This window comes from Citrobacter sp. BIDMC107, from assembly GCF_001037575.1.
Taxonomy (GTDB): Bacteria; Pseudomonadota; Gammaproteobacteria; order Enterobacterales; family Enterobacteriaceae; genus Citrobacter; species Citrobacter freundii.
Genome location: NZ_KQ089848.1, coordinates 3,251,022 through 3,270,642 on the forward strand (window position 1 = coordinate 3,251,022; position 19,621 = coordinate 3,270,642).

Annotated in this window: 15 protein-coding genes and 1 pseudogene; 8 read left to right on the forward strand and 8 right to left on the reverse strand. The window is 53.1% G+C overall.

From position 1 onward, the window contains the following. Nucleotides 1-67: 67 nt before the first annotated feature. The 3 genes from SK39_RS15215 to SK39_RS15225 are packed head-to-tail and all read left to right on the forward strand — an operon-like array spanning nt 68 to nt 4,381. The gene (locus tag SK39_RS15215) at nt 68-1,888 is read left to right on the forward strand and encodes a DUF2264 domain-containing protein (protein WP_048217159.1); all 1,821 of its coding nucleotides are present in this window, start codon (nt 68-70) and stop codon (nt 1,886-1,888) included. A 10-nt stretch (nt 1,889-1,898) separates the two neighbouring features. Then, the gene (locus SK39_RS15220) at nt 1,899-3,167 is read left to right on the forward strand and encodes an oligosaccharide MFS transporter (RefSeq protein ID WP_048217421.1); all 1,269 of its coding nucleotides are present in this window, start codon (nt 1,899-1,901) and stop codon (nt 3,165-3,167) included. 23 nt (nt 3,168-3,190) lie between these two features. Continuing rightward, nucleotides 3,191-4,381, forward strand: coding sequence for a glycoside hydrolase family 88 protein (locus tag SK39_RS15225; RefSeq protein ID WP_048217160.1), 1,191 nt, complete (start codon nt 3,191-3,193; stop codon nt 4,379-4,381). A gap of 72 nt (nt 4,382-4,453) precedes the next feature. Here the strand turns inward: SK39_RS15225 and SK39_RS15230 are convergent, their stop codons facing one another. From SK39_RS15230 to qseB, 4 genes are all read right to left on the reverse strand, one after another. Next, nucleotides 4,454-4,768, reverse strand: coding sequence for a putative quinol monooxygenase (locus SK39_RS15230; protein WP_003024557.1), 315 nt, complete (start codon nt 4,766-4,768; stop codon nt 4,454-4,456). A gap of 30 nt (nt 4,769-4,798) precedes the next feature. After that, entirely contained in the window at nt 4,799-5,380 is a 582-nt protein-coding gene (locus tag SK39_RS15235; protein ID WP_003838153.1) for an NAD(P)H-dependent oxidoreductase, read from the reverse strand. A gap of 109 nt (nt 5,381-5,489) precedes the next feature. Next, the gene (qseC, locus tag SK39_RS15240; protein ID WP_003846328.1) at nt 5,490-6,839 is read right to left on the reverse strand and encodes a quorum sensing histidine kinase QseC; all 1,350 of its coding nucleotides are present in this window, start codon (nt 6,837-6,839) and stop codon (nt 5,490-5,492) included. Then, on the reverse strand, nt 6,836-7,495 hold the full coding sequence (gene qseB, locus SK39_RS15245; protein ID WP_048217161.1) for a quorum sensing response regulator transcription factor QseB: 660 nt from the start codon (nt 7,493-7,495) through the stop codon (nt 6,836-6,838). The genes qseC and qseB overlap by 4 nt, the downstream gene beginning before the upstream one ends. A gap of 150 nt (nt 7,496-7,645) precedes the next feature. Between qseB and SK39_RS15250 the strand changes: the two genes are divergently transcribed. From SK39_RS15250 to ftsP, 4 genes are all read left to right on the forward strand, one after another. Next, complete coding sequence (locus SK39_RS15250) at nt 7,646-8,044, forward strand: YgiW/YdeI family stress tolerance OB fold protein (protein WP_003024544.1); 399 nt, start codon at nt 7,646-7,648, stop codon at nt 8,042-8,044. Nucleotides 8,045-8,162: 118 nt separating this feature from the next. Beyond that, nucleotides 8,163-10,421: a DNA topoisomerase IV subunit A gene (gene parC / locus SK39_RS15255; protein ID WP_003024543.1), complete on the forward strand. Its 2,259-nt coding sequence runs from the start codon at nt 8,163-8,165 to the stop codon at nt 10,419-10,421. A gap of 195 nt (nt 10,422-10,616) precedes the next feature. After that, nucleotides 10,617-11,354 carry a 1-acylglycerol-3-phosphate O-acyltransferase gene (gene plsC, locus SK39_RS15260; RefSeq protein WP_003024540.1) on the forward strand — a complete coding sequence of 246 codons (738 nt, stop codon included), beginning with the start codon at nt 10,617-10,619 and terminating at the stop codon, nt 11,352-11,354. Between the two features lie 71 nt (nt 11,355-11,425). After that, a complete protein-coding gene (gene ftsP, locus SK39_RS15265) occupies nt 11,426-12,838 on the forward strand; it encodes a cell division protein FtsP (protein WP_003024538.1) in 1,413 nt (470 codons plus the stop codon). A 16-nt stretch (nt 12,839-12,854) separates the two neighbouring features. On the opposite strand, the gene SK39_RS15270 is transcribed toward ftsP, so the two are convergent. Next, a complete protein-coding gene (locus tag SK39_RS15270; RefSeq protein WP_016150983.1) occupies nt 12,855-14,330 on the reverse strand; it encodes a TrkH family potassium uptake protein in 1,476 nt (491 codons plus the stop codon). A gap of 199 nt (nt 14,331-14,529) precedes the next feature. Between SK39_RS15270 and SK39_RS15275 the strand changes: the two genes are divergently transcribed. Further along, the gene (locus tag SK39_RS15275) at nt 14,530-16,701 is read left to right on the forward strand and encodes a YgiQ family radical SAM protein (protein WP_003024532.1); all 2,172 of its coding nucleotides are present in this window, start codon (nt 14,530-14,532) and stop codon (nt 16,699-16,701) included. A 103-nt stretch (nt 16,702-16,804) separates the two neighbouring features. On the opposite strand, the gene SK39_RS15280 is transcribed toward SK39_RS15275, so the two are convergent. From SK39_RS15280 to dkgA, 3 genes and pseudogenes are all read right to left on the reverse strand, one after another. Further along, nucleotides 16,805-17,260, reverse strand: a complete 456-nt coding sequence (locus SK39_RS15280; RefSeq protein ID WP_032937388.1) for an HIT family protein — start codon at nt 17,258-17,260, stop codon at nt 16,805-16,807. 43 nt (nt 17,261-17,303) lie between these two features. Continuing rightward, nucleotides 17,304-18,557, reverse strand: a pseudogene (locus SK39_RS15285) (DASS family sodium-coupled anion symporter); the annotation flags it as partial. A gap of 196 nt (nt 18,558-18,753) precedes the next feature. Further along, complete coding sequence (gene dkgA, locus SK39_RS15290) at nt 18,754-19,581, reverse strand: 2,5-didehydrogluconate reductase DkgA (RefSeq protein ID WP_003024520.1); 828 nt, start codon at nt 19,579-19,581, stop codon at nt 18,754-18,756. Nucleotides 19,582-19,621: the final 40 nt, after the last annotated feature.

Here is a 19,621-nt window from a genome sequence, read left to right on the forward strand (position 1 = left end):
TTGACGTAACATTTCTGCTGCTCTGCGATTCACTATTCTTTAGCCACTTAATTCAGAGGGGCAGATTATGTGGTCAGCAACTGAAGAAAAATCAAATCCATTGTCATCACGCGAAGACGTAACGTGTGCGGTTAACGCCATTTTACGTGCGCTGGATCGGCAGTTTCCGGCGGGACAGGCTCAGTTTTCTCTTGGCAATACCTGTTCTCACTACAGCGCGGATATTGCCTGTATGGAAGGGCTTTCCCGGGCGTTGTGGGGGCTATTTCCTCTGATGGCAGGCGGGGCTAAAGTGCCGTTTGCCGAAAAGTACATTCAGGCGATAAAACTCGGTACTGACCCACAAAGCCCACATTACTGGGGAGACACCGGTCCTTATGATCAGCGTCTGGTTGAGATGGCTGCTTATGGCCTGGGTCTGGCATTGTTACAGACGCAATTAACGCAGCATTTCTCCCTGAGCGAACGCGAGAATCTGCACCGCTGGCTGAATCAGATAACCGACTCGCAAATGCCGGACAGCAACTGGAACTACTTTGCGATTATCGTTCAGCTTGGTTTCAAGCGTGCAGGTCTGCCTTACGATCAGGCAGCTATCGATCGCCGCTTTGAGCTGATGGAAGCCTACTATCTTGGTGACGGTTGGTATTCCGATGGTCCCGGTCGACCGAAAGATTACTACATCTCAATGGCTTTTCACTTCTACGGTCTGTTGTATGCCACCCTCAGCCCGGATGACACCGAACGCGCTGTCGTTCTGCGTGAACGTTCGCGCTTGTTTGCCGAAGATTTTATTTACCTGTCCGCCGCTGACGGCGCATCGGTGCCGTTTGGCCGCAGCCTGACCTACCGCTTTGCCATGGTTGCCTTCTGGAGCGCGGTGGCGTTTGCCGAACTGGATGTTCTTTCGCCAGGCATAATCAAAGGGGTGATTCTGCGTCATTTGCGCTGGTGGCAGAAGCAGCCGATTTTCGATCGTGATGGCATTCTGACGCTGGGGTTTGCCTACCCGAATCTGGCGATGTGTGAAGACTACAACTCGCCGGGATCGCCTTATTGGGCATTGAAGGTTTTTTTGATTCTTGCACTGCCGGAGGATCATCCATTCTGGCAGGCTGAAGAGCTGGCGCTACCGCAACTGGTTGAAAAACGTGTTATCCCCCATGCTGCGCAGATCCTGCAGCATAGTGAGCATTCTGAGCATGTCATGATGTTGACCTCAGGCCAGCTTGAACTGAACAACTACGTTAATACCGAAGCCAAATACACCAAATTTGCCTACTCCAGCCGCTTTGGTTTCACCATTGAGCGCGGCCGTTACGGCATCAAACATGCGGCCTGTGACTCTATGCTGCTGTTGGCGGACGGCGATGGCTACTATCGTGGCCGTCGTCAGTGCGACGAGGTTCGGGTCGATGAGAATTTTATCTGGTCCCGCTGGTCTCCTTGGCATGACGTAATGATTGAGACCTGGCTTGTCCCGTTTGGCGAATGGCATCTTCGCCTGCACCGTATTAACAGTGCGCGAACGCTGCAAACGGTGGAAGGGGGATTTGCGGTGATGAAAGCCGAGCCTCGGTTATGTAAGCGTGGATGCCTCCTCGCGGCATGCAACGGAACCAGCGTTATCGTTGATCTGTCGCCGTCCATAGTTCGCCAGCCAGACAGCGTGGTCACGCCGCCGAACAGTAGCATCATGTTCCCTGAATGTGCGTCGATTCCTGTGTTGACCAGCGAAATCCCGCAGGGCGAAAGCTGGCTTTGCTGCGCCGTGAGTGCCAGCGGGCAGCAAAGACAGTACTCAGCCGTTCCGCAGCTATCCATCAACAATAACCAGGTTGTTATTCAGCAACCTGAAAATGCACGCCAGTTGTCGTTCTTTTTATAGCGAGGGTGGTATGAAAAATAATTCAACGGGAAATCGGACTGAATATTATAAAATAAGCAGTTTTATATTCCTTTATTTCTTTACCTGGTCCGCAAGTATTGGTTTGTTGGCTATCTGGTTGGGGCAAAAAGCGCAGTTGAGCGGTACAGTGATTGGCACCGTATTTGCTGTGAATGGTATTTTCTCGGTTATTCTGAAGCCTATTTATGGTTATATCCTCGATAAAATAGGTATGAGCAAATATCTGCTCTATTTCGTCGTAGTGATGTCAGCGTTAATGGCACCGTTTTTTATTTATGTCTATCAGCCATTATTACTATCCAATACCATGCTGGGTATTATAGTTGGCGCGATTTACTTGAGCTTTGCGTGGTATGCCGGGGTGGCGGCCTGTGAATCTTATTCTGACCGCTACAGCCGTCTGAACGGCATGGAGTTTGGGCAGATCCGTATGTGGGGGTCGCTTGGCTGGGCGGTGGCGTCATCGTTCTCTGGCCTGCTGTTTAACCTCTCACCGGCCTATAACTTTATGCTCGGCAGCCTGACGTCAGTGGTGATGCTGGTTGTTCTGGTGAGTCTGAAAGTCAATGTCAATGCGGCCAACGCCTCGGAGGTGATAACTAAAGAGAAAATCTCCCCGACGGATGTTTACGCCCTGCTGCGTAATCGCAAATTTTGGGCATTCTGCCTGTACGTTGCGGGCGTGGCGTGGATGATGTTTATCGCGGAGCAGCAGTTCTCCCGCTACTTCGTCACTTTCTTTGCCGATGTACATGAAGGGAACGCCGTCTTTGGTTATCTGGGCACCGTGCAGTCGGGAATGGAATTTGTCATGTACATGGTCATTCCGCTATTCGTCAATTATATTGGCGCGAAGCGTGGTCTGCTGATTGTTGGGGCGCTGGTGGGCGCGCGATTGGTGATATCTGGGCTATGTGACTCTCATTTATTAATTTCTGTGCTGAAGCCGCTATACGGTCTGGAGATCTGTTTATTACTGGTTTCCGTCTTCAAATATATTGCCGAGCATTTTGATAAACGTGTCAATGCGACCATGTATTTACTGGGTTATCAGGCGATGCTGTATGTCGGTAACGTGGTGGTTTCCTCTCCTGCCGGATTAATGTACGACCGGATAGGCTTTGAGAAGACATATATCATTATGGGCATTGTGGCGCTGACTTTTACATTGATATCGGCATTTACTTTATCTGCCTGTCAGAGCAAACGTGGCAAAAATATCGCTCTCGATATTGCTGAAAATAACCCTGCAAAATAATTTACGTCATAAGGAACCGAAATATGTTAAATCATATCGTTGAGGAATCGTTGCGCGCATTTCCTGGCAGTCCGGTTAATCCCGGCAGTTTTCAGGATCAAATAAGTTGCGCCCGAGAAGATGTCCTCGAATTGATTAGCCGTCATTTAACGGAATTCGGTGAACAATTTCCTGCCGAAACCTGTATGCAAGGTTATTACCCACTGACAGAGAATGTGGAATGGACGACCAGCTTCTGGACCGGGCAATTATGGCTGGCGTGGGAAATGAGTGGTGAGAGCAAATTTCGTGCGATGGCGGAGAAGCATGTGCGTTCGTTTGGCATGCGTATTGCCGGACGCCACGATACCAACACCCACGACCTGGGATTCCTCTACACGCTTTCCTGTGTGGCGGCCTGGCGATTGACCGGCAATCGCGATGCTCGAGGTTTTTCCCTGATGGCGGCAGAAGCGCTGTTGGAGCGTTTTCATGAAAAGGCGCAGATCATCCAGGCGTGGGGCGATCTTCGCGATCCCGATCAGGCAGGACGGATGATCATTGACTGCAATATGAATCTGCCGCTGCTGTACTGGGCTAGCGAGCAAACGGGCGATCCGCGTTTTGCGAATGCGGCGAAGGCCCACGTTGCGCAGGCAGCCAAATATCTGATCCGCCAAGATGCGTCGACCTTCCACACCTACTATATGGACGTGCAAACCGGCGCACCGCGTTACGGTAATACGCAGCAGGGCTATGCTGATGATTCTTGCTGGTCGCGTGGGCAGGCATGGGGGATTTATGGTTTTCTGCTGAGCTATATTTACACTGGCGATACACAAATGGTGCAGCTGTCGAAAAAGCTGGCCAACTACTTTCTTAATCGCCTGCCGGAAGATGCCGTTTGCCACTGGGATCTGGCATTAGTCGGAACCGATGCGCTGCGCGATTCATCTTCGGCGGCGATTGCCGTCTGTGGTCTGCTGGAGCTGATTAAACATCTGCCGGTGACCGATCCGGATCGCGAGTGCTACCAGCAGTGGGCGATGGGGATCATGTCTTCGCTGACCAGGCATTATCTGATGGGTAAAGATGAACAGGGGAACGGGCTACTGAAACACTCGGTGTATCACCTGTCGAGCAACAAAGGGGTCGATGAGTGTGCAAGTTGGGGGGATTATTTCTACGTTGAAGCGTTAATGCGCTTCACTCAGAGCTGGAAGCTCTACTGGTAAGGAGTGCCCGGTGGCGCTGCGGTTGAATGCCGGATGGTGGCCTAAAACGCCTCATCCGGCAAATCGACAACCTTAAATACCCGACTCCAGAATTCGAATATTCATGTCCAGCACGTCACCTTTCACGGCTTCGCTGTAGGCTTTCATATGCGGGGTCTGCAAATGCGCTTCAAGATGCGCGATGCTTTCCCACTGCTCAACCATCACGATTGAATCTGGCGCTGTGGTCTGAAAACTCACACCTGCGGCATGATCCACCATCGGCGCATAGCCGTGGCAGCCTTCTTCTTTCAGTACGGTCGGAACGATTTTAGCAAACTGATCCAGTACCGCCTGGCGGTGATGTTGACCTGGACGTGTACGGATTTCTGCAATAACGGTAAGCATGGTTAACTCCTTCTAATTCCAGGTTACCAGTTAACCAAAAATTTCGGTCAGATGCTTGCGATATTCTGCGATATAACGCGGGACGTCCGGCATTTTAATCACGTCATTGGTGATAAAGGTCGGCAGCGCTTCCATTCCCAGGAACTGGTTTGCTTTATGGAACGGGAGATAGACGCCATCAACACCAACGCCATGGAAGAACTGGTCTTTTTCAGTGAAGGCTTCCATCGGTGCGTTCCAGGTCAGAGACAGCATGTATTTTTTGCCCTGAATCAGCCCGCCGGAGCCATATTTTTTAGAGGCATCTGAACGTGTGCGGCCATCGCTGGCGTACAGCGTGCCGTGACCTTCGGTAAACACGTCATCGATGTATTTTTTCACGGTCCACGGTGCGCCCATCCACCAGCCTGGCATCTGCCAGATAACCGCATCGGCCCAGACGAAATTCTGCACTTCTGTTTTTACGTCATAATCGCTGTCCGCGCGTACGACTTTAACATCATGCCCGAGGTCGCGCAGGATACCGTCCGCGACCTCGGTCAGGGTGTCATTCAGTTGGCCATTAGAATGACCGAATTTTTTCGCCCCGTTGATAATCAGAATGTTGCTCATTTTGTGTCCTCAAGGAAATACGTTTGAGGACGATTTTACCCCCACCAGCGGTGCGGTGAAATTAGCAAAATGTGCAAAGTCTTTTGCTATTTGAGCAATAATAATGCAGTTACCAACTGACCTTAGCTTCAAACCCGCCTTCCGAAGCGTTGCCAAACGAGGCTGACATTCCATGCAATGTTGCGATACGGCGGACAATTGACAGGCCGAGACCGCTGCCGGTCACGCTTTGTCCCGGTGGACGATAAAAACGTTCACCGATGTGTGTAAGTACCTCCGGCGCAACGCCAGGACCATTATCTTTGACGCTGAAATTGCGGGCGTTGAGCGTCACTTCCACAATGCTCCCCTGCGGACTGTAGCGAATGGCATTATCCAGCAGATTTCGTACCATCAGGCTCAGCAACAGCGGCTGTCCTGTGCGCATAATATTGTGTGCGTTAATCTGCAAACGTACGTCAATGTGCGCCTGCTGGGCCGGGTGGTAGATATCCATCACCGCGGATTGCAGTAGCTCCTCCAATGAAATTTCCGCCACATCCTGAAGATTATCGAGGGAGTCGAGGCGCGAAAGCGTCAGGAGCTGATCGACCAGTCGGGTGGCGCGTTCAATTCCCGCATGTAGCTGCGCCAGCGCTTTTTCCCGCGTTTGCGGGTCGTCGTCTGACAGTTGCACCACTTCGGTTTGCACCTTCAGCGCGGTCAACGGACTGCGCAGCTCATGGGCGGCATCAGAAGTGAAGCGGCGTTCACGCACCATCATTGAGTGGATGCGGGTAAACAGCTGATTTAGCGATTCAACCAGCGGGCGCACTTCGCTTGGCACACCTTTCGAGTCGAGCGGCTCTTCTGATTCCGGGGCGCGCCAGCGCAGAGCTTGCGCCAGTTTTTTTAGCGGCCTGAGTTCGCGACTCAGCATGACCACCAGGATCAGCAACATCAGCGGCAGCGCAACCAGCCATGGGGTTAATTGTGCAGTAAGGATCGACAGCGCCATATCCTCCCGATATTCCCACTCCTGGCCCACCACAATGCGATATTTCCCATCAGCGGAATTCAGCCACAGGAAGCGCCAGGAATCGCTGTCGCCCCTGAGTTGGCCGTCGCTAAACCCTTCCCGGCTGTAGCTGTAGGGAATATCCTGGCCATTATCGCCATCGTGTAGCACCATTTTGCCGTCGGTGGAGTAGATGGCAAACGCCAGTGCGTCGTCATCAATATGGCCATGCTTCAGTTTCTTTGGCGTGCGGGCCATATTGCTTGAGGTGGTGACATCGCTGATATCCAGCGTGCTAAGCCGCTTGGCGAACAGCATCAGCTGGGTATCAAACAGCTCATCGACATTATCGGTAGTCTGCCTCCAGGCCACAAAACTGGATACGGCCCAGGTGGCTGATGCCAGAATCAGAAAAATAAGCGTTAGCCTGACGCGCAGGCTGAGGCGTTGTGTGAGTTTCATGCGTCACCCAGGGTGTAGCCAATGCCATGCACGGTACGGATAAAGTCGCTGCCGAGCTTACGGCGTAAGTGATGAACGTGGACCTCAACCGCATTGCTGGAGACATTTTCGTCCCAGGTATACAGTTTTTCTTCAATCAGTTTGCGGGGCAGGACGCGACCTTTGTTGCGCATCAACAGTTCCAGCAGTGCGAACTCTTTAGGTTTGAGTGACAAAGATTCACCCGCCGCCGTGGCGACCAACGCGCCGGGATCGAGCGTTACCTGGCCATGGCGCAATGTGTTGCTGGCCTGGCCGCTGGCACGACGCACCAGCGCCTCCAGTCTGGCAGCAACTTCGATCAGCGCAAAGGGTTTACACAGATAGTCATCTGCGCCCAGGCGCAGGCCTTCAACGCGTTCCGCCAGCGCGTCGCGAGCGGTCAGAATCAGTACCGGCTCCTGCTTCCCGTTAGCTCGCCATTCTCGCAAAATGTCCCGTCCGTCTATGCCTGGCAGTGTCAGGTCGAGGATTACCGCATCATAAGGTGCGCTGTAGAGTGCTTCTTTCCCCTGGCGGCCTTCGGTAAACCAGTCAATGCTGAAACCCATTTTACTCAGTCCTGTTTTCAGGCCATCGCCAATCAACGTGTCATCTTCGATCAGTAAAATACGCATATGTTCTTCCCTGCGATAACTCATTTGCAGTCAGTAAACCTGTGGCTACAGTCTCTGTACAGTAAAAAAAGTATCTTTTTTTGCCTTAAGAACTTGTTAAGGATTAACTTATTTAATAGTCGTAAACCAACATGAAAGGGAGACATGACGATGAAAAAATTAGCTGCAATGGTTGCCGTAATGGCACTGTGTTCCGCACCTGTTCTGGCAGCTCAGCAGGGCGGCTTCTCTGGGCCAACGACAACCACTACGCAGAGCCAAAACGGCGGATTTGTCGGCCCGAACGGTAGCAGCACGACAGTAGAAAGCGCCAAATCACTGCGAGATGACACCTGGGTTACCCTGCGCGGGAACATCGTTGAGCGTATTTCCGACGACCTGTATGTGTTTAAAGATGCGACCGGCACAGTGAATGTGGATATCGACCACAAGCGCTGGAACGGCGTAACCGTCACACCGCAGGATGTGGTTGAAATCCAGGGTGAAGTGGATAAAGACTGGAACTCCGTTGAAATCGACGTGAAACAGATTACCAAAGTTGCTAAGTAATCCCCATCAGGGCCGCATTCGCGGCCCTTTTCTTTGTGACTCAACACGCCAGATAGGGTAGTATCTGCGGCAATATTGCCCTTCAATAGAGGGGTACAAAGTTGAGGAACCACGATTAATGAGCGATATGGCAGAGCGCCTGGCGCTGCATGAATTCACGGAAAACGCCTATCTGAACTATTCCATGTACGTCATCATGGATAGGGCGTTGCCGTTTATTGGCGATGGTTTGAAACCCGTTCAGCGTCGCATCGTGTACGCGATGTCCGAACTGGGGCTGAATGCCAGCGCCAAATTTAAAAAATCCGCCCGTACCGTCGGTGACGTGCTGGGTAAATACCATCCGCACGGCGACAGCGCCTGCTATGAAGCGATGGTGCTGATGGCGCAGCCGTTCTCTTACCGTTATCCGCTGGTTGACGGGCAGGGGAACTGGGGGGCGCCGGACGATCCGAAATCCTTCGCGGCGATGCGTTATACCGAATCCCGCCTGTCTAAATATGCGGAAGTCCTGCTGGGTGAACTCGGTCAGGGCACGTCGGACTGGGTGCCGAACTTCGATGGCACCATGCAGGAGCCGAAGATGCTGCCTGCGCGTCTGCCAAATATTCTGCTCAACGGTACGACCGGTATTGCCGTTGGTATGGCAACGGACATTCCGCCGCACAACCTGCGTGAAGTGGCAAAAGCAGCGATTACTCTGATTGAGCAGCCGAAAACGACGCTGGATCAGTTGCTGGATATCGTGCAGGGGCCGGATTACCCGACCGAAGCGGAGATCATTACCTCGCGCGCGGAGATTCGTAAGATTTACGAAAACGGACGCGGCTCCGTACGTATGCGTGCGGTATGGACGAAAGAAGACGGCGCGGTGGTGATTTCCGCGCTGCCGCATCAGGTTTCCGGGGCAAAAGTGCTGGAGCAGATCGCTGCTCAAATGCGCAATAAAAAGCTGCCGATGGTAGACGACCTGCGCGACGAATCGGATCACGAAAACCCGACTCGTCTGGTGATTGTCCCGCGCTCCAATCGCGTGGATATGGAGCAGGTGATGAACCACCTGTTTGCCACCACCGATCTGGAAAAAAGTTACCGCATCAACCTGAACATGATCGGTCTTGATGGGCGTCCGGCGGTGAAAAACCTGCTGGAGATCCTCACCGAATGGCTGGCGTTCCGCCGCGATACCGTGCGCCGCCGCCTGAATTATCGTCTGGAAAAAGTGCTCAAGCGCCTACACATCCTTGAAGGCTTGCTGGTGGCGTTCCTCAATATTGACGAAGTAATCGAAATTATTCGTCATGAAGATGAACCTAAGCCAGAGCTGATGTCGCGGTTTGGTATTTCTGAAACCCAGGCTGAAGCCATCCTTGAGCTGAAATTGCGCCATCTTGCCAAACTCGAAGAGATGAAAATCCGCGGCGAGCAGGATGAACTGGCGAAAGAGCGCGATCAGTTGCAGGCCATTCTGGCTTCTGAACGTAAAATGAATAACCTGCTGAAGAAAGAGTTGCAGGCTGACGCTGAGGCCTATGGCGACGATCGTCGTTCTCCGCTGCAGGAGCGCGAAGAAGCGAAGGCGATGAGCGAGCACGACATGCTGCCGTCTGAGCCGGTGACCATTGTGCTGTCCCAGAGTGGCTGGGTGCGTAGCGCGAAAGGCCACGACATCGATGCGCCGGGATTAAGCTATAAAGCGGGCGACAGCTTTAAGTCGGCAGTGAAGGGTAAGAGCAATCAGCCGGTGGTGTTCGTGGACTCGACCGGCCGCAGCTATGCCATCGATCCGATTACGCTGCCGTCGGCGCGCGGTCAGGGTGAACCGCTGACCGGGAAGCTCACTCTGCCGCCGGGCGCGACGGTTGAGCACATGCTGATGGAAGGCGATGATCAGAAACTGCTGATGGCATCGGATGCGGGCTACGGTTTTGTCTGCACCTTCAATGACCTGGTTGCACGTAACCGTGCAGGTAAGGCATTGATTACGCTGCCAGAGAATGCGCGCGTCATGCAGCCGGTGGTGATTGAAGATGAAACCGATATGCTGCTGGCGATTACTCAGGCTGGTCGCATGTTGATGTTCCCGGTGAGCGATTTACCGCAGTTGTCGAAAGGCAAAGGGAACAAGATCATTAATATCCCTTCAGCGGAAGCGGCGAAAGGCGAGGATGGTCTGGCGCAACTATACGTGCTGCCGCCGCAGAGCACGCTGACTATCCACGTCGGTAAGCGCAAAATCAAACTGCGTCCCGAAGAGTTGCAGAAAGTGACCGGCGAGCGCGGCCGTCGCGGCACGCTAATGCGTGGTCTGCAGCGTATCGACAGCATTGAGATTGACTCGCCTCGACGCGCCAGTCACGGCGACAGCGAAGAATAACGCTACCGTCCGGCTCTCCCTGTTAAAGCCCAGGGAGAGCCAACGTTAAAAATTCCCGTGAAACCGTTGTTTATTCGTGCGTTGCGATTAACAATACGCTTTTCCAGAGAGCCGCCCTTAACAAAGCCCTAACCTGATACCGCGTGATGAATCAGGTGACGTAAAATGCCAGGCTCTTAGGCCTTAGAGGTTGTTATGCTATATATTTTTCGTTTAATTATTACTGTTATTTACTGCGTTCTGGTCTGTATTTTCGGTTGCATATACTGTCTGTTCAGCCCGCGAAATCCTAAACACGTCGCCACGTTCGGCCACATGTTTGGCCGCCTGGCTCCCCTTTATGGCCTGAAGGTCGAATGCCGCATGCCGGCAGACGCGCAGAACTATGGTAATGCTATCTATATTTGTAACCATCAGAACAACTACGACATGGTTACCGCTGCGAATATCGTTCAGCCGCCGACGGTAACTGTGGGTAAAAAAAGCCTGCTGTGGATCCCGTTCTTTGGCCAACTGTACTGGTTAACCGGTAACCTGTTGATTGACAGAAATAACCGCGCAAAAGCACACAGCACCATTGCTGCCGTGGTGAATCATTTCAAAAAACGCCGCATTTCTATCTGGATGTTCCCGGAAGGAACGCGTAGCCGCGGTCGCGGTCTGCTTCCGTTTAAAACCGGCGCGTTCCATGCAGCGATTGCTGCTGGTGTCCCGGTTATTCCGGTGTGCGTTTCCACAACCTCGAACAAGATAAAATTAAACAGACTCAATAATGGTCTGGCGATTGTCGAGATGTTGCCGCCGGTGGATATTAGCCACTTTGGCAAAGATCAGGTTCGTGAACTGGCAGCGCATTGCCGCACGCTGATGGAACAAAAAATCGCAGAGCTCGATAAAGAAGTTGCTGAGCGGGAAGCCGCCGGTAAGGTTTAATCCGCGCAATTCGGGTTTTTTACAGGAAATGACTTCCTGCGTGTTAATAGCCAGTTTTTTATGGAGTTTATATGTCATTCAGTCGGCGTCAGTTCATTCAGGCATCGGGGATCGCACTGTGTGCAGGTGCTGTTCCGCTGAAGGCTAATGCTGCCGGTCAGCAACAACCGTTACCTGTGCCTCCGCTGCTGGAATCCCGCCGGGGGCAGCCGCTATTTATGACGCTGCAACGTGCGCACTGGTCCTTTACACAAGGCACGCGCGCACCTGTCTGGGGAATTAACGGCCGCTACCTGGGACCGACAATTCGCGTCTGGAAAGGGGATGACGTCAAGCTTATCTACAGCAACCGTCTGACTGAGAATGTCTCGATGACCGTCGCCGGGTTACAGGTACCAGGCCCGCTGATGGGCGGCCCGGCGCGCATGATGTCCCCGAATGCTGACTGGGCGCCGGTGCTACCGATTCGCCAGAATGCCGCCACGTTGTGGTATCACGCCAATACGCCAAATCGTACTGCTCAGCAGGTCTATAACGGCCTTGCCGGGATGTGGCTGGTTGAAGATGAAGTGAGTAAATCACTGTCTATTCCCAACCACTATGGCGTGGATGATTTTCCGGTCATTATCCAGGACAAGCGGCTGGACAACTTTGGCACGCCGGAATACAGCGAGCCCGGCAGCGGTGGTTTTGTCGGTGATACGCTGCTGGTCAATGGGGCGCAAAGCCCGTATGTCGAAGTCTCCCGCGGCTGGGTGCGCTTGCGTTTACTGAACGCTTCAAACTCGCGTCGTTACCAGTTGCAAATGAGCGATGGCCGTGCGCTGCATGTGATTTCCAGCGATCAGGGCTTTTTACCTGCGCCCGTTTCGGTGAAGCAGCTCTCGCTGGCGCCTGGCGAGCGTCGTGAGATCCTGGTGGATATGACGAACGGTAATGAGGTCTCTATCACCTGTGGCGAGGCAGCCAGTATTGTCGACAGAATCCGCGGGTTCTTTGAGCCTTCCAGTATTCTCATCTCCACGCTGGTGCTGACTCTGCGTCCAACGGGGCTTCTGCCGCTGGTGACTGACAGCCTGCCAATGCGCCTGCTGCCAACGGAAATCCTCAGCGGTTCGCCGATTCGCAGCCGTGATATCAGCCTGGACGATGACCCTGGCATCAACGGTCAGCTGTGGGACGTCAATCGTATGGATATTACCGCTCAGCAGGGCTCCTGGGAGCGCTGGACGGTGCGGGCGGATATGCCCCAGTCCTTCCATATAGAAGGCGTCTCGTTCTTAATCCGTAATGTGAATGGCGCGATGCCGTTCCCTGAAGACAGAGGCTGGAAAGATACCGTCTGGGTTGACGGCCAGGTTGAATTACTGGTTTATTACGGACAGCCTTCCTGGGCCCATTTCCCGTTCTACTTTAATAGCCAGACGCTGGAAATGGCAGATCGTGGCTCAATCGGACAGATGTTGGTGAACCCGGCGCCGTAATGCGCCGGGATTTCCGTTATGCCCGCCAGAACATGCGCGAGAACAGGATCAGAATGGGGTAAATCTCCAGACGCCCCATGATCATGGCCGCGCACATCAGTAGCTTTGCTTCCTCATTTAAGGTGCCAAATGTCGTGGCGGTGACGCCAAATCCTAGCCCCATATTGTTGATGCAGGCGGCGACGGTGGCAAAAGAGGAGAAGAGGTCGTAGCCCATCAGATTGAGCGCCCAGATAAAAAAGCTGGTGAACAAAACGTAGAGAAAGAAAAAGCTCCATACCGAACGCACCACCCGGTCGCTTACCACGCTATTGCCCACTTTAATGTTCAGCAGGGCACGGGGATGCGCGAGCTGGTGTAACTCCTGACGGCACTGCTTGAACATAATCAAAAAACGCAGCACCTTAATCCCCCCGCAGGTCGATCCCACACAACCGCCGAAGAAACTGGCGCTGAGCAGCATGAAGATCGTGTGCGAAGGCCACTGCGCGTAATCCGCCGTCGACAGGCCATTATCTGTCAGCATCGAACTTGCCAGAAAAAAAGCATGCACCAGGCTGTCCGTTAATCCGTACATGCCTGCCCGCCAAACTTGCCAGGTGGCGATCAGAGTGACAACCAACGCAATAAGCAAAAAGAAACGCAGTTCGGCATTACGACGAAAGGGTTTGAAGGTACGTTTCACGATAGCCACGTACCAGAGGGTGAAGTTAAAAGCAGACAACAGGGAAAACACCCCAGCGACCAGCTCGATCGCATGGCTGTTATAGAAGCCGATGCTTTCACTGCGAGTGGAAAATCCGCCGAGAGAAACCGTCGACAGCCCGTGGCATAAGGCATCGAAGAACGACATCCCGGCAGCCCAGTAGGCCAGGGTACAGATAAGACCCAGAATGACATAGGTCAGCCACAGCGTACGTGCAGTATCAGCAAGTCTTGGCGTGAGGCGTTCTTCTTTAAAAGGGCCCGGCATTTCAGACTGATACAGCTTCATGCCGCCGATACCCAAAAGCGGTAATACCGCCACGGCGAGGACAATAACACCCAGGCCACCAATAAAATTGAGCTGAGCCCGATAGTAGAGATACGACTTCGGCATGGCGCTGACGTCGCCAATTACCGTTGCGCCCGTGGTGGTAATCCCGGAAACCCCTTCAAACAGGGCATCCGCAAAGGAGAGGTTTAAGCCATCGTCCATCCACATCGGCATCGCGCTGATAAACGAAAACAACAGCCAGAACAGGACGATAATAACGAAACCATCCCGTGTTCGCAGTTGAATACCCGCATGTTTGGTTGCCAGCCACGCCCCGCCGCCGAGGGTGAAGAAAGTCATAAATGTGCTGAAAAAAGCGAACAAGCTCCGCTCTTTGTTTAACAAAGCGATGGTCATCGGTGGCAGCATAGAAAAGCTGTAGAGAAGAACCAGAAACCCACACAGGTGAACAACAACCCGTAGCTGGGAAATATGCAGTGAATCGTTGAGTCGCAATGAAAAATCCCCCGCCGAAAAAGAGTTATCTCAGCTGGTCGGCATGGTGTTAATTATGATTGATAAAAATGAGCGTCGTAAAATTTAACAATTTATATAACTTTCTACTGCCCTGGTTCAGACTCCACTTCATTTCTTGTCGACATACAGCGTATAATCCCCGGCCTTTGATTATTTTTTTACCATTTTTGGAAGCATTATGAGCGCAATATCCCTGATCCAGCCGGACAGAGACCTTTTCTCCTGGCCGCAGTACTGGGCTGCCTGTTTTGGCCCGGCACCGTTTTTGCCGATGTCACGCGACGAAATGGACCAACTTGGCTGGGATAGCTGCGACATCATTCTGGTTACCGGCGATGCATACGTCGATCATCCCAGCTTTGGCATGGCAATATGCGGCCGTATGCTGGAAGCGCAGGGCTTTCGTGTAGGGATTATCGCCCAGCCGGAGTGGAACAACAAAGACGATTTTATGCGTTTGGGTAAACCGAACCTGTTCTTTGGTGTGACCGCAGGCAACATGGACTCGATGATCAACCGTTACACCGCAGATCGCCGACTGCGCCATGACGATGCCTACACACCAGACAACGTAGCAGGTAAACGCCCGGACCGCGCCACGCTGGTCTATACCCAGCGTTGTAAAGAAGCATGGAAAGATGTGCCGGTTATTCTCGGCGGCATTGAGGCCAGCCTGCGCCGTACCGCGCACTATGACTACTGGTCTGATACCGTTCGTCGCTCTGTTCTGGTGGATTCCAAAGCCGACATGCTGATGTTCGGCAACGGCGAACGTCCGCTGGTGGAAGTGGCGCATCGTCTGGCGATGGGCGAAACCATCGATCAGATCCGCGACGTGCGTAACACCGCGATTATGGTTAAAGAAGCGCTGCCGGGCTGGAGTGGGGTGGATTCCACGCGTCTCGACACGCCGGGCAAGATTGATCCGATCCCGCATCCGTACGGCGAAGATCTGCCGTGTGCTGACAACAAACCGGTCGCACCGAAAAAGCAGGAAGCGAAAGCGGTAACCGTACAGCCGCCGCGTCCGAAACCGTGGGAAAAAACCTACGTGCTGCTGCCGTCCTTTGAAAAAGTGAAGGGCGATAAAGTGCTGTATGCGCATGCGTCGCGTATCCTGCACCACGAAACCAACCCTGGCTGCGCGCGTGCGCTGATGCAAAAGCACGGCGATCGCTACATCTGGATCAACCCGCCAGCCATTCCGCTGTCTACCGAAGAGATGGATAGCGTCTTTGCGCTGCCGTACAAGCGCGTGCCGCATCCGGCGTATGGCGACAGCCGCATTCCGGCCTATGAGATGATCCGTTTCTCGATCAACATTATGCGTGGCTGCTTTGGCGGCTGTTCGTTCTGTTCGATCACCGAGCACGAAGGCCGCATCATCCAGAGCCGCTCTGAAGACTCGATCATCAATGAAATCGAAGCCATTCGCGACACCGTTCCGGGCTTTACCGGCGTGATTTCCGACCTCGGCGGCCCAACGGCGAACATGTATATGCTGCGCTGTAAGTCACCGCGTGCGGAGCAGACCTGCCGTCGTCTGTCATGCGTCTACCCGGATATCTGTCCGCATATGGATACCAACCACGAACCGACGATTAACCTTTATCGCCGGGCGCGTGATTTGAAAGGCATTAAAAAGATCCTCATTGCTTCCGGTGTGCGCTATGACATCGCGGTTGAAGATCCGCGCTATATCAAAGAACTGGCGACCCACCACGTTGGCGGCTATCTGAAGATTGCGCCAGAGCATACTGAAGAAGGCCCGCTGTCGAAGATGATGAAGCCGGGGATGGGCAGCTACGATCGCTTTAAGGAGTTGTTCGATACCTACTCTAAACAGGCGGGTAAAGAACAGTACCTGATCCCGTACTTCATCTCCGCGCACCCGGGTACGCGTGACGAGGATATGGTGAATCTGGCGCTGTGGCTGAAACAACGTCGTTTCCGTCTGGATCAGGTGCAGAACTTTTATCCATCGCCGCTGGCGAACTCCACAACCATGTATTACACCGGGAAAAACCCGCTGGGTAAAATTGGTTATAAGAGTGAAGACGTGGTGGTGCCGAAAGGTGATAAGCAGCGCCGTTTGCATAAAGCCCTGCTGCGTTACCACGATCCAGCTAACTGGCCGTTAATCCGCCAGGCGCTGGAAGACATGGGTAAAAAGCATCTGATCGGCGGTCGTCGTGAATGTCTGGTTCCGGCGCCTACGCTGGAAGAGATGCGCGAAGCACGTCGCCAGAACCGTCATACCCGTCCGGCGTTGACCAAGCACACCCCGGTGGCGCACCAGCGCCAGACCCCTGCCGCAAACAAAAAACGCGGGAAAGTAGCGGGACGTTAATTTGCTTTGCCCGGTGGTGAAATGCTTATCAGGCCTACGAATAGCACGATTTTGTAGGCCGGATAAGGTGCTTGCACCGCCATCCGGCAGAAGTGCTCAGTATTTATGCCTCACGAATTCTGGCCGCTAATGCGGCCAGTTTTGCATCATCCGCCCGTTCATGATCGTGTGATGACAGATACCCTTCATATTGCTCGAAAAATTTGGTCTGCCGCGACTCAATCGGTTTCCAATGAGTTAGATCGCCAGTGCCGTGCATGGGGCTTAATTTGCTGTGCACATGGTCTACGCCGAAACCTTCGAAGAACATCCCCGTACGACTGACATCCGGGAAAGCCTTATCCAGTTTTTTAGCCACTTTTTGGGTCGCCAGCATCAGGTCCGCTAACGCCTGCGGCGGCATGTCGAAGGCATAGCTGGGATAATGCTTTTTCGGGATCACCACGGTAAAACCGTCGGTGTTCGGGAAAATTGACAGAAAAGCCAGATGGTGCTCGTCTTCCCAGACCTTATGGCAGGGTGCTTTACCTTCAACAATTTGACAGAAAATACAGGTCATTCCTTTTCTCCGTAGGTAAGGTATTCGTCAGGACGCAGTCAGTTTAGTACAGACCCAACACCTTCCACCACATCAGACCCACGGTAATAAAGACCGCCTGATTAAACAGGCTGATGATAAATCCTGTGCGCCACCAGACGCCCGTTGGAACGTACCCGGCGCCATTCAGCAGCAACAGGACGATCACCCAACTGGTACCGTGCATAGTACTGCTCAGGCTATCGCCGATCAGATTGCCAAACCAGGTAGTGAAACCTAGTTTTTTCAGCTGGTTCGCCATCATCAGCAGTGCGGAAAACCAAATCAGCGTGTCCCATGCGCCTTTCTCGCTTTTCACATCTTCCCAGCTCAGAACGCCGCTTAGCAATAAAATGGACAGTCCCACGAACGAGGCTGTAGTGGCGTCGACGCCTAACGTATCGCCAAAAATCCACAGCACCAGCAGTACGCCGACGGTAGCCAGCATTAGCCATTCGCCGCGAGACATACTGCCCATTTCCGCCAGCTCTTTGCGCGCCAGGTTCGGGGCATCCGGCGTGTGCTTTATTTCCGGGCGCACGATCCAGTAGACCAGCAGTGGAACCAGCAGTAAGGACACAAGGCATGGCAGCAGCGCCGCCATAAACCAGCTGCCCCAGGTCAGCGTGACGCCCGCATTGGCCGCCAACTTCACCGCCAACAGGTTGCCGGTATAACCGGTCATAAAGAGCGCGGCGGTGACGTCGTTGACGTTGCCAATGCAGGTGATAAGAAAGATACCGATTTTACTGCGGGACTCATCTTCCGGGTTCGAATGGAAACTGCGTGCCAGAGAGTCGGCAATCGGATAGATGACGCCGCCGCAGCGTGCTGTATTACTCGGCATTGCCGGGGAGAGGATCAGATCGGCAAAAGCCAGACCATAGGCGAGTCCCAGCGTGCGCTTGCCGAGCAGACGGATCATCTGCAGCGCAATGCGTCGTCCGAGGCCAGTTTTGATAAAACCGCGGGCAATCATAAAAGCCACGACGATAAGCCAGATAAGTGAACTGTTCAGTTCGCTTAGCGCTGTGGTGATAGCGCCGCTGGCGGTTTTATCCCCGGCCGCATAGGCGAGTGCAAAAACCGTAATCCCAATAATGCCGACCGCGCCGATGGGTAAAACTTTTGCCACGATAGAAGCAATCGTCGCAACGAAGATAATTGCCGAATGCCAGGCTGGCGCACTTAACCCGGATGGAGGGGTAAGTTGCCACAGCCCGGCAGAAATGAATGTTATAAGAATTAATGGGAGCCATTTGACTCCGCTACCTTTTTCTCAGTCACGGTTACGCACCTATGGATATGGTGAATACATTCATCAAATAAATATATTTATTTGATAATTAACAGGTTATGTTGCGCAATGCTGCTCCAGTGACTGCAAGAAATACAACAATATATGTGCGTGAATTGTTTCCTGATATTTCAAATCAGTAAAGGCCCGACGAGAGTGTCGGGCTGGAGGGAAGGGGTTAACCGCCGAACTGGTCCGGGTCTGGCCCCAGACGCTTGCCCTGATCGAGTTTCGCGATTTCGCCTAATTCATCTTTATCCAGGCGGAAGTCCCAGACGTTAAAGTTTTCTGCGATACGCGCAGGGGTGACCGATTTCGGAATCACCACCAGGCCGCTATCCAGATGCCAGCGGATGACAATCTGCGCCGGTGATTTGCCATATTTCTCTGCGAGGTCACGGATTATCTTTTGATCGAAGACGTCTTTGCCGCCCTGCGCCAGCGGGCTCCAGGATTCGGTCTGGATTTTATGTGTGGCGTTCCAGGCGTGCAGCTGGCGCTGCTGCATGAGCGGGTGAAGTTCTATCTGATTAATCACCGGAGGTACGCCGGTTTCATCCATCAGCCGCTGGAGATGGTTGATCTGAAAGTTGCACACGCCGATGCTCTTAATCAGCCCTTCTTTTTGCAGGTCGATCATGTTTTCCCACGCTTCAACGTAGTGGTCGATCGCCGGAACTGGCCAGTGCATCAGGTACAGATCGAGGTAATCAAGCTGGAGTTTCTCCATGCTTTCGAGCAAGGCTTCCCGGGGGCGTTTCTGGTCATCATTCCACAGCTTGGTGGTAATGAATAACTCTTCCCGTGGCACGCCTGCGTCACGTATTGCTTTGCCGACACCTTCTTCGTTTTTGTACGCTGCCGCGGTATCAATTGAGCGATACCCCACTTCCAGCGCTTTATGAATGGCAGTGATGACTTCTTCGTTGCTTGCCTTCCAGACCCCCAGGCCCAGTTGCGGCATGACATTACCATCCTGTAGTTTGATAATGGTTGGAGTGGTCATAATTCCTCCCCTTAATGACTGTCACCGGAACATACTCCGG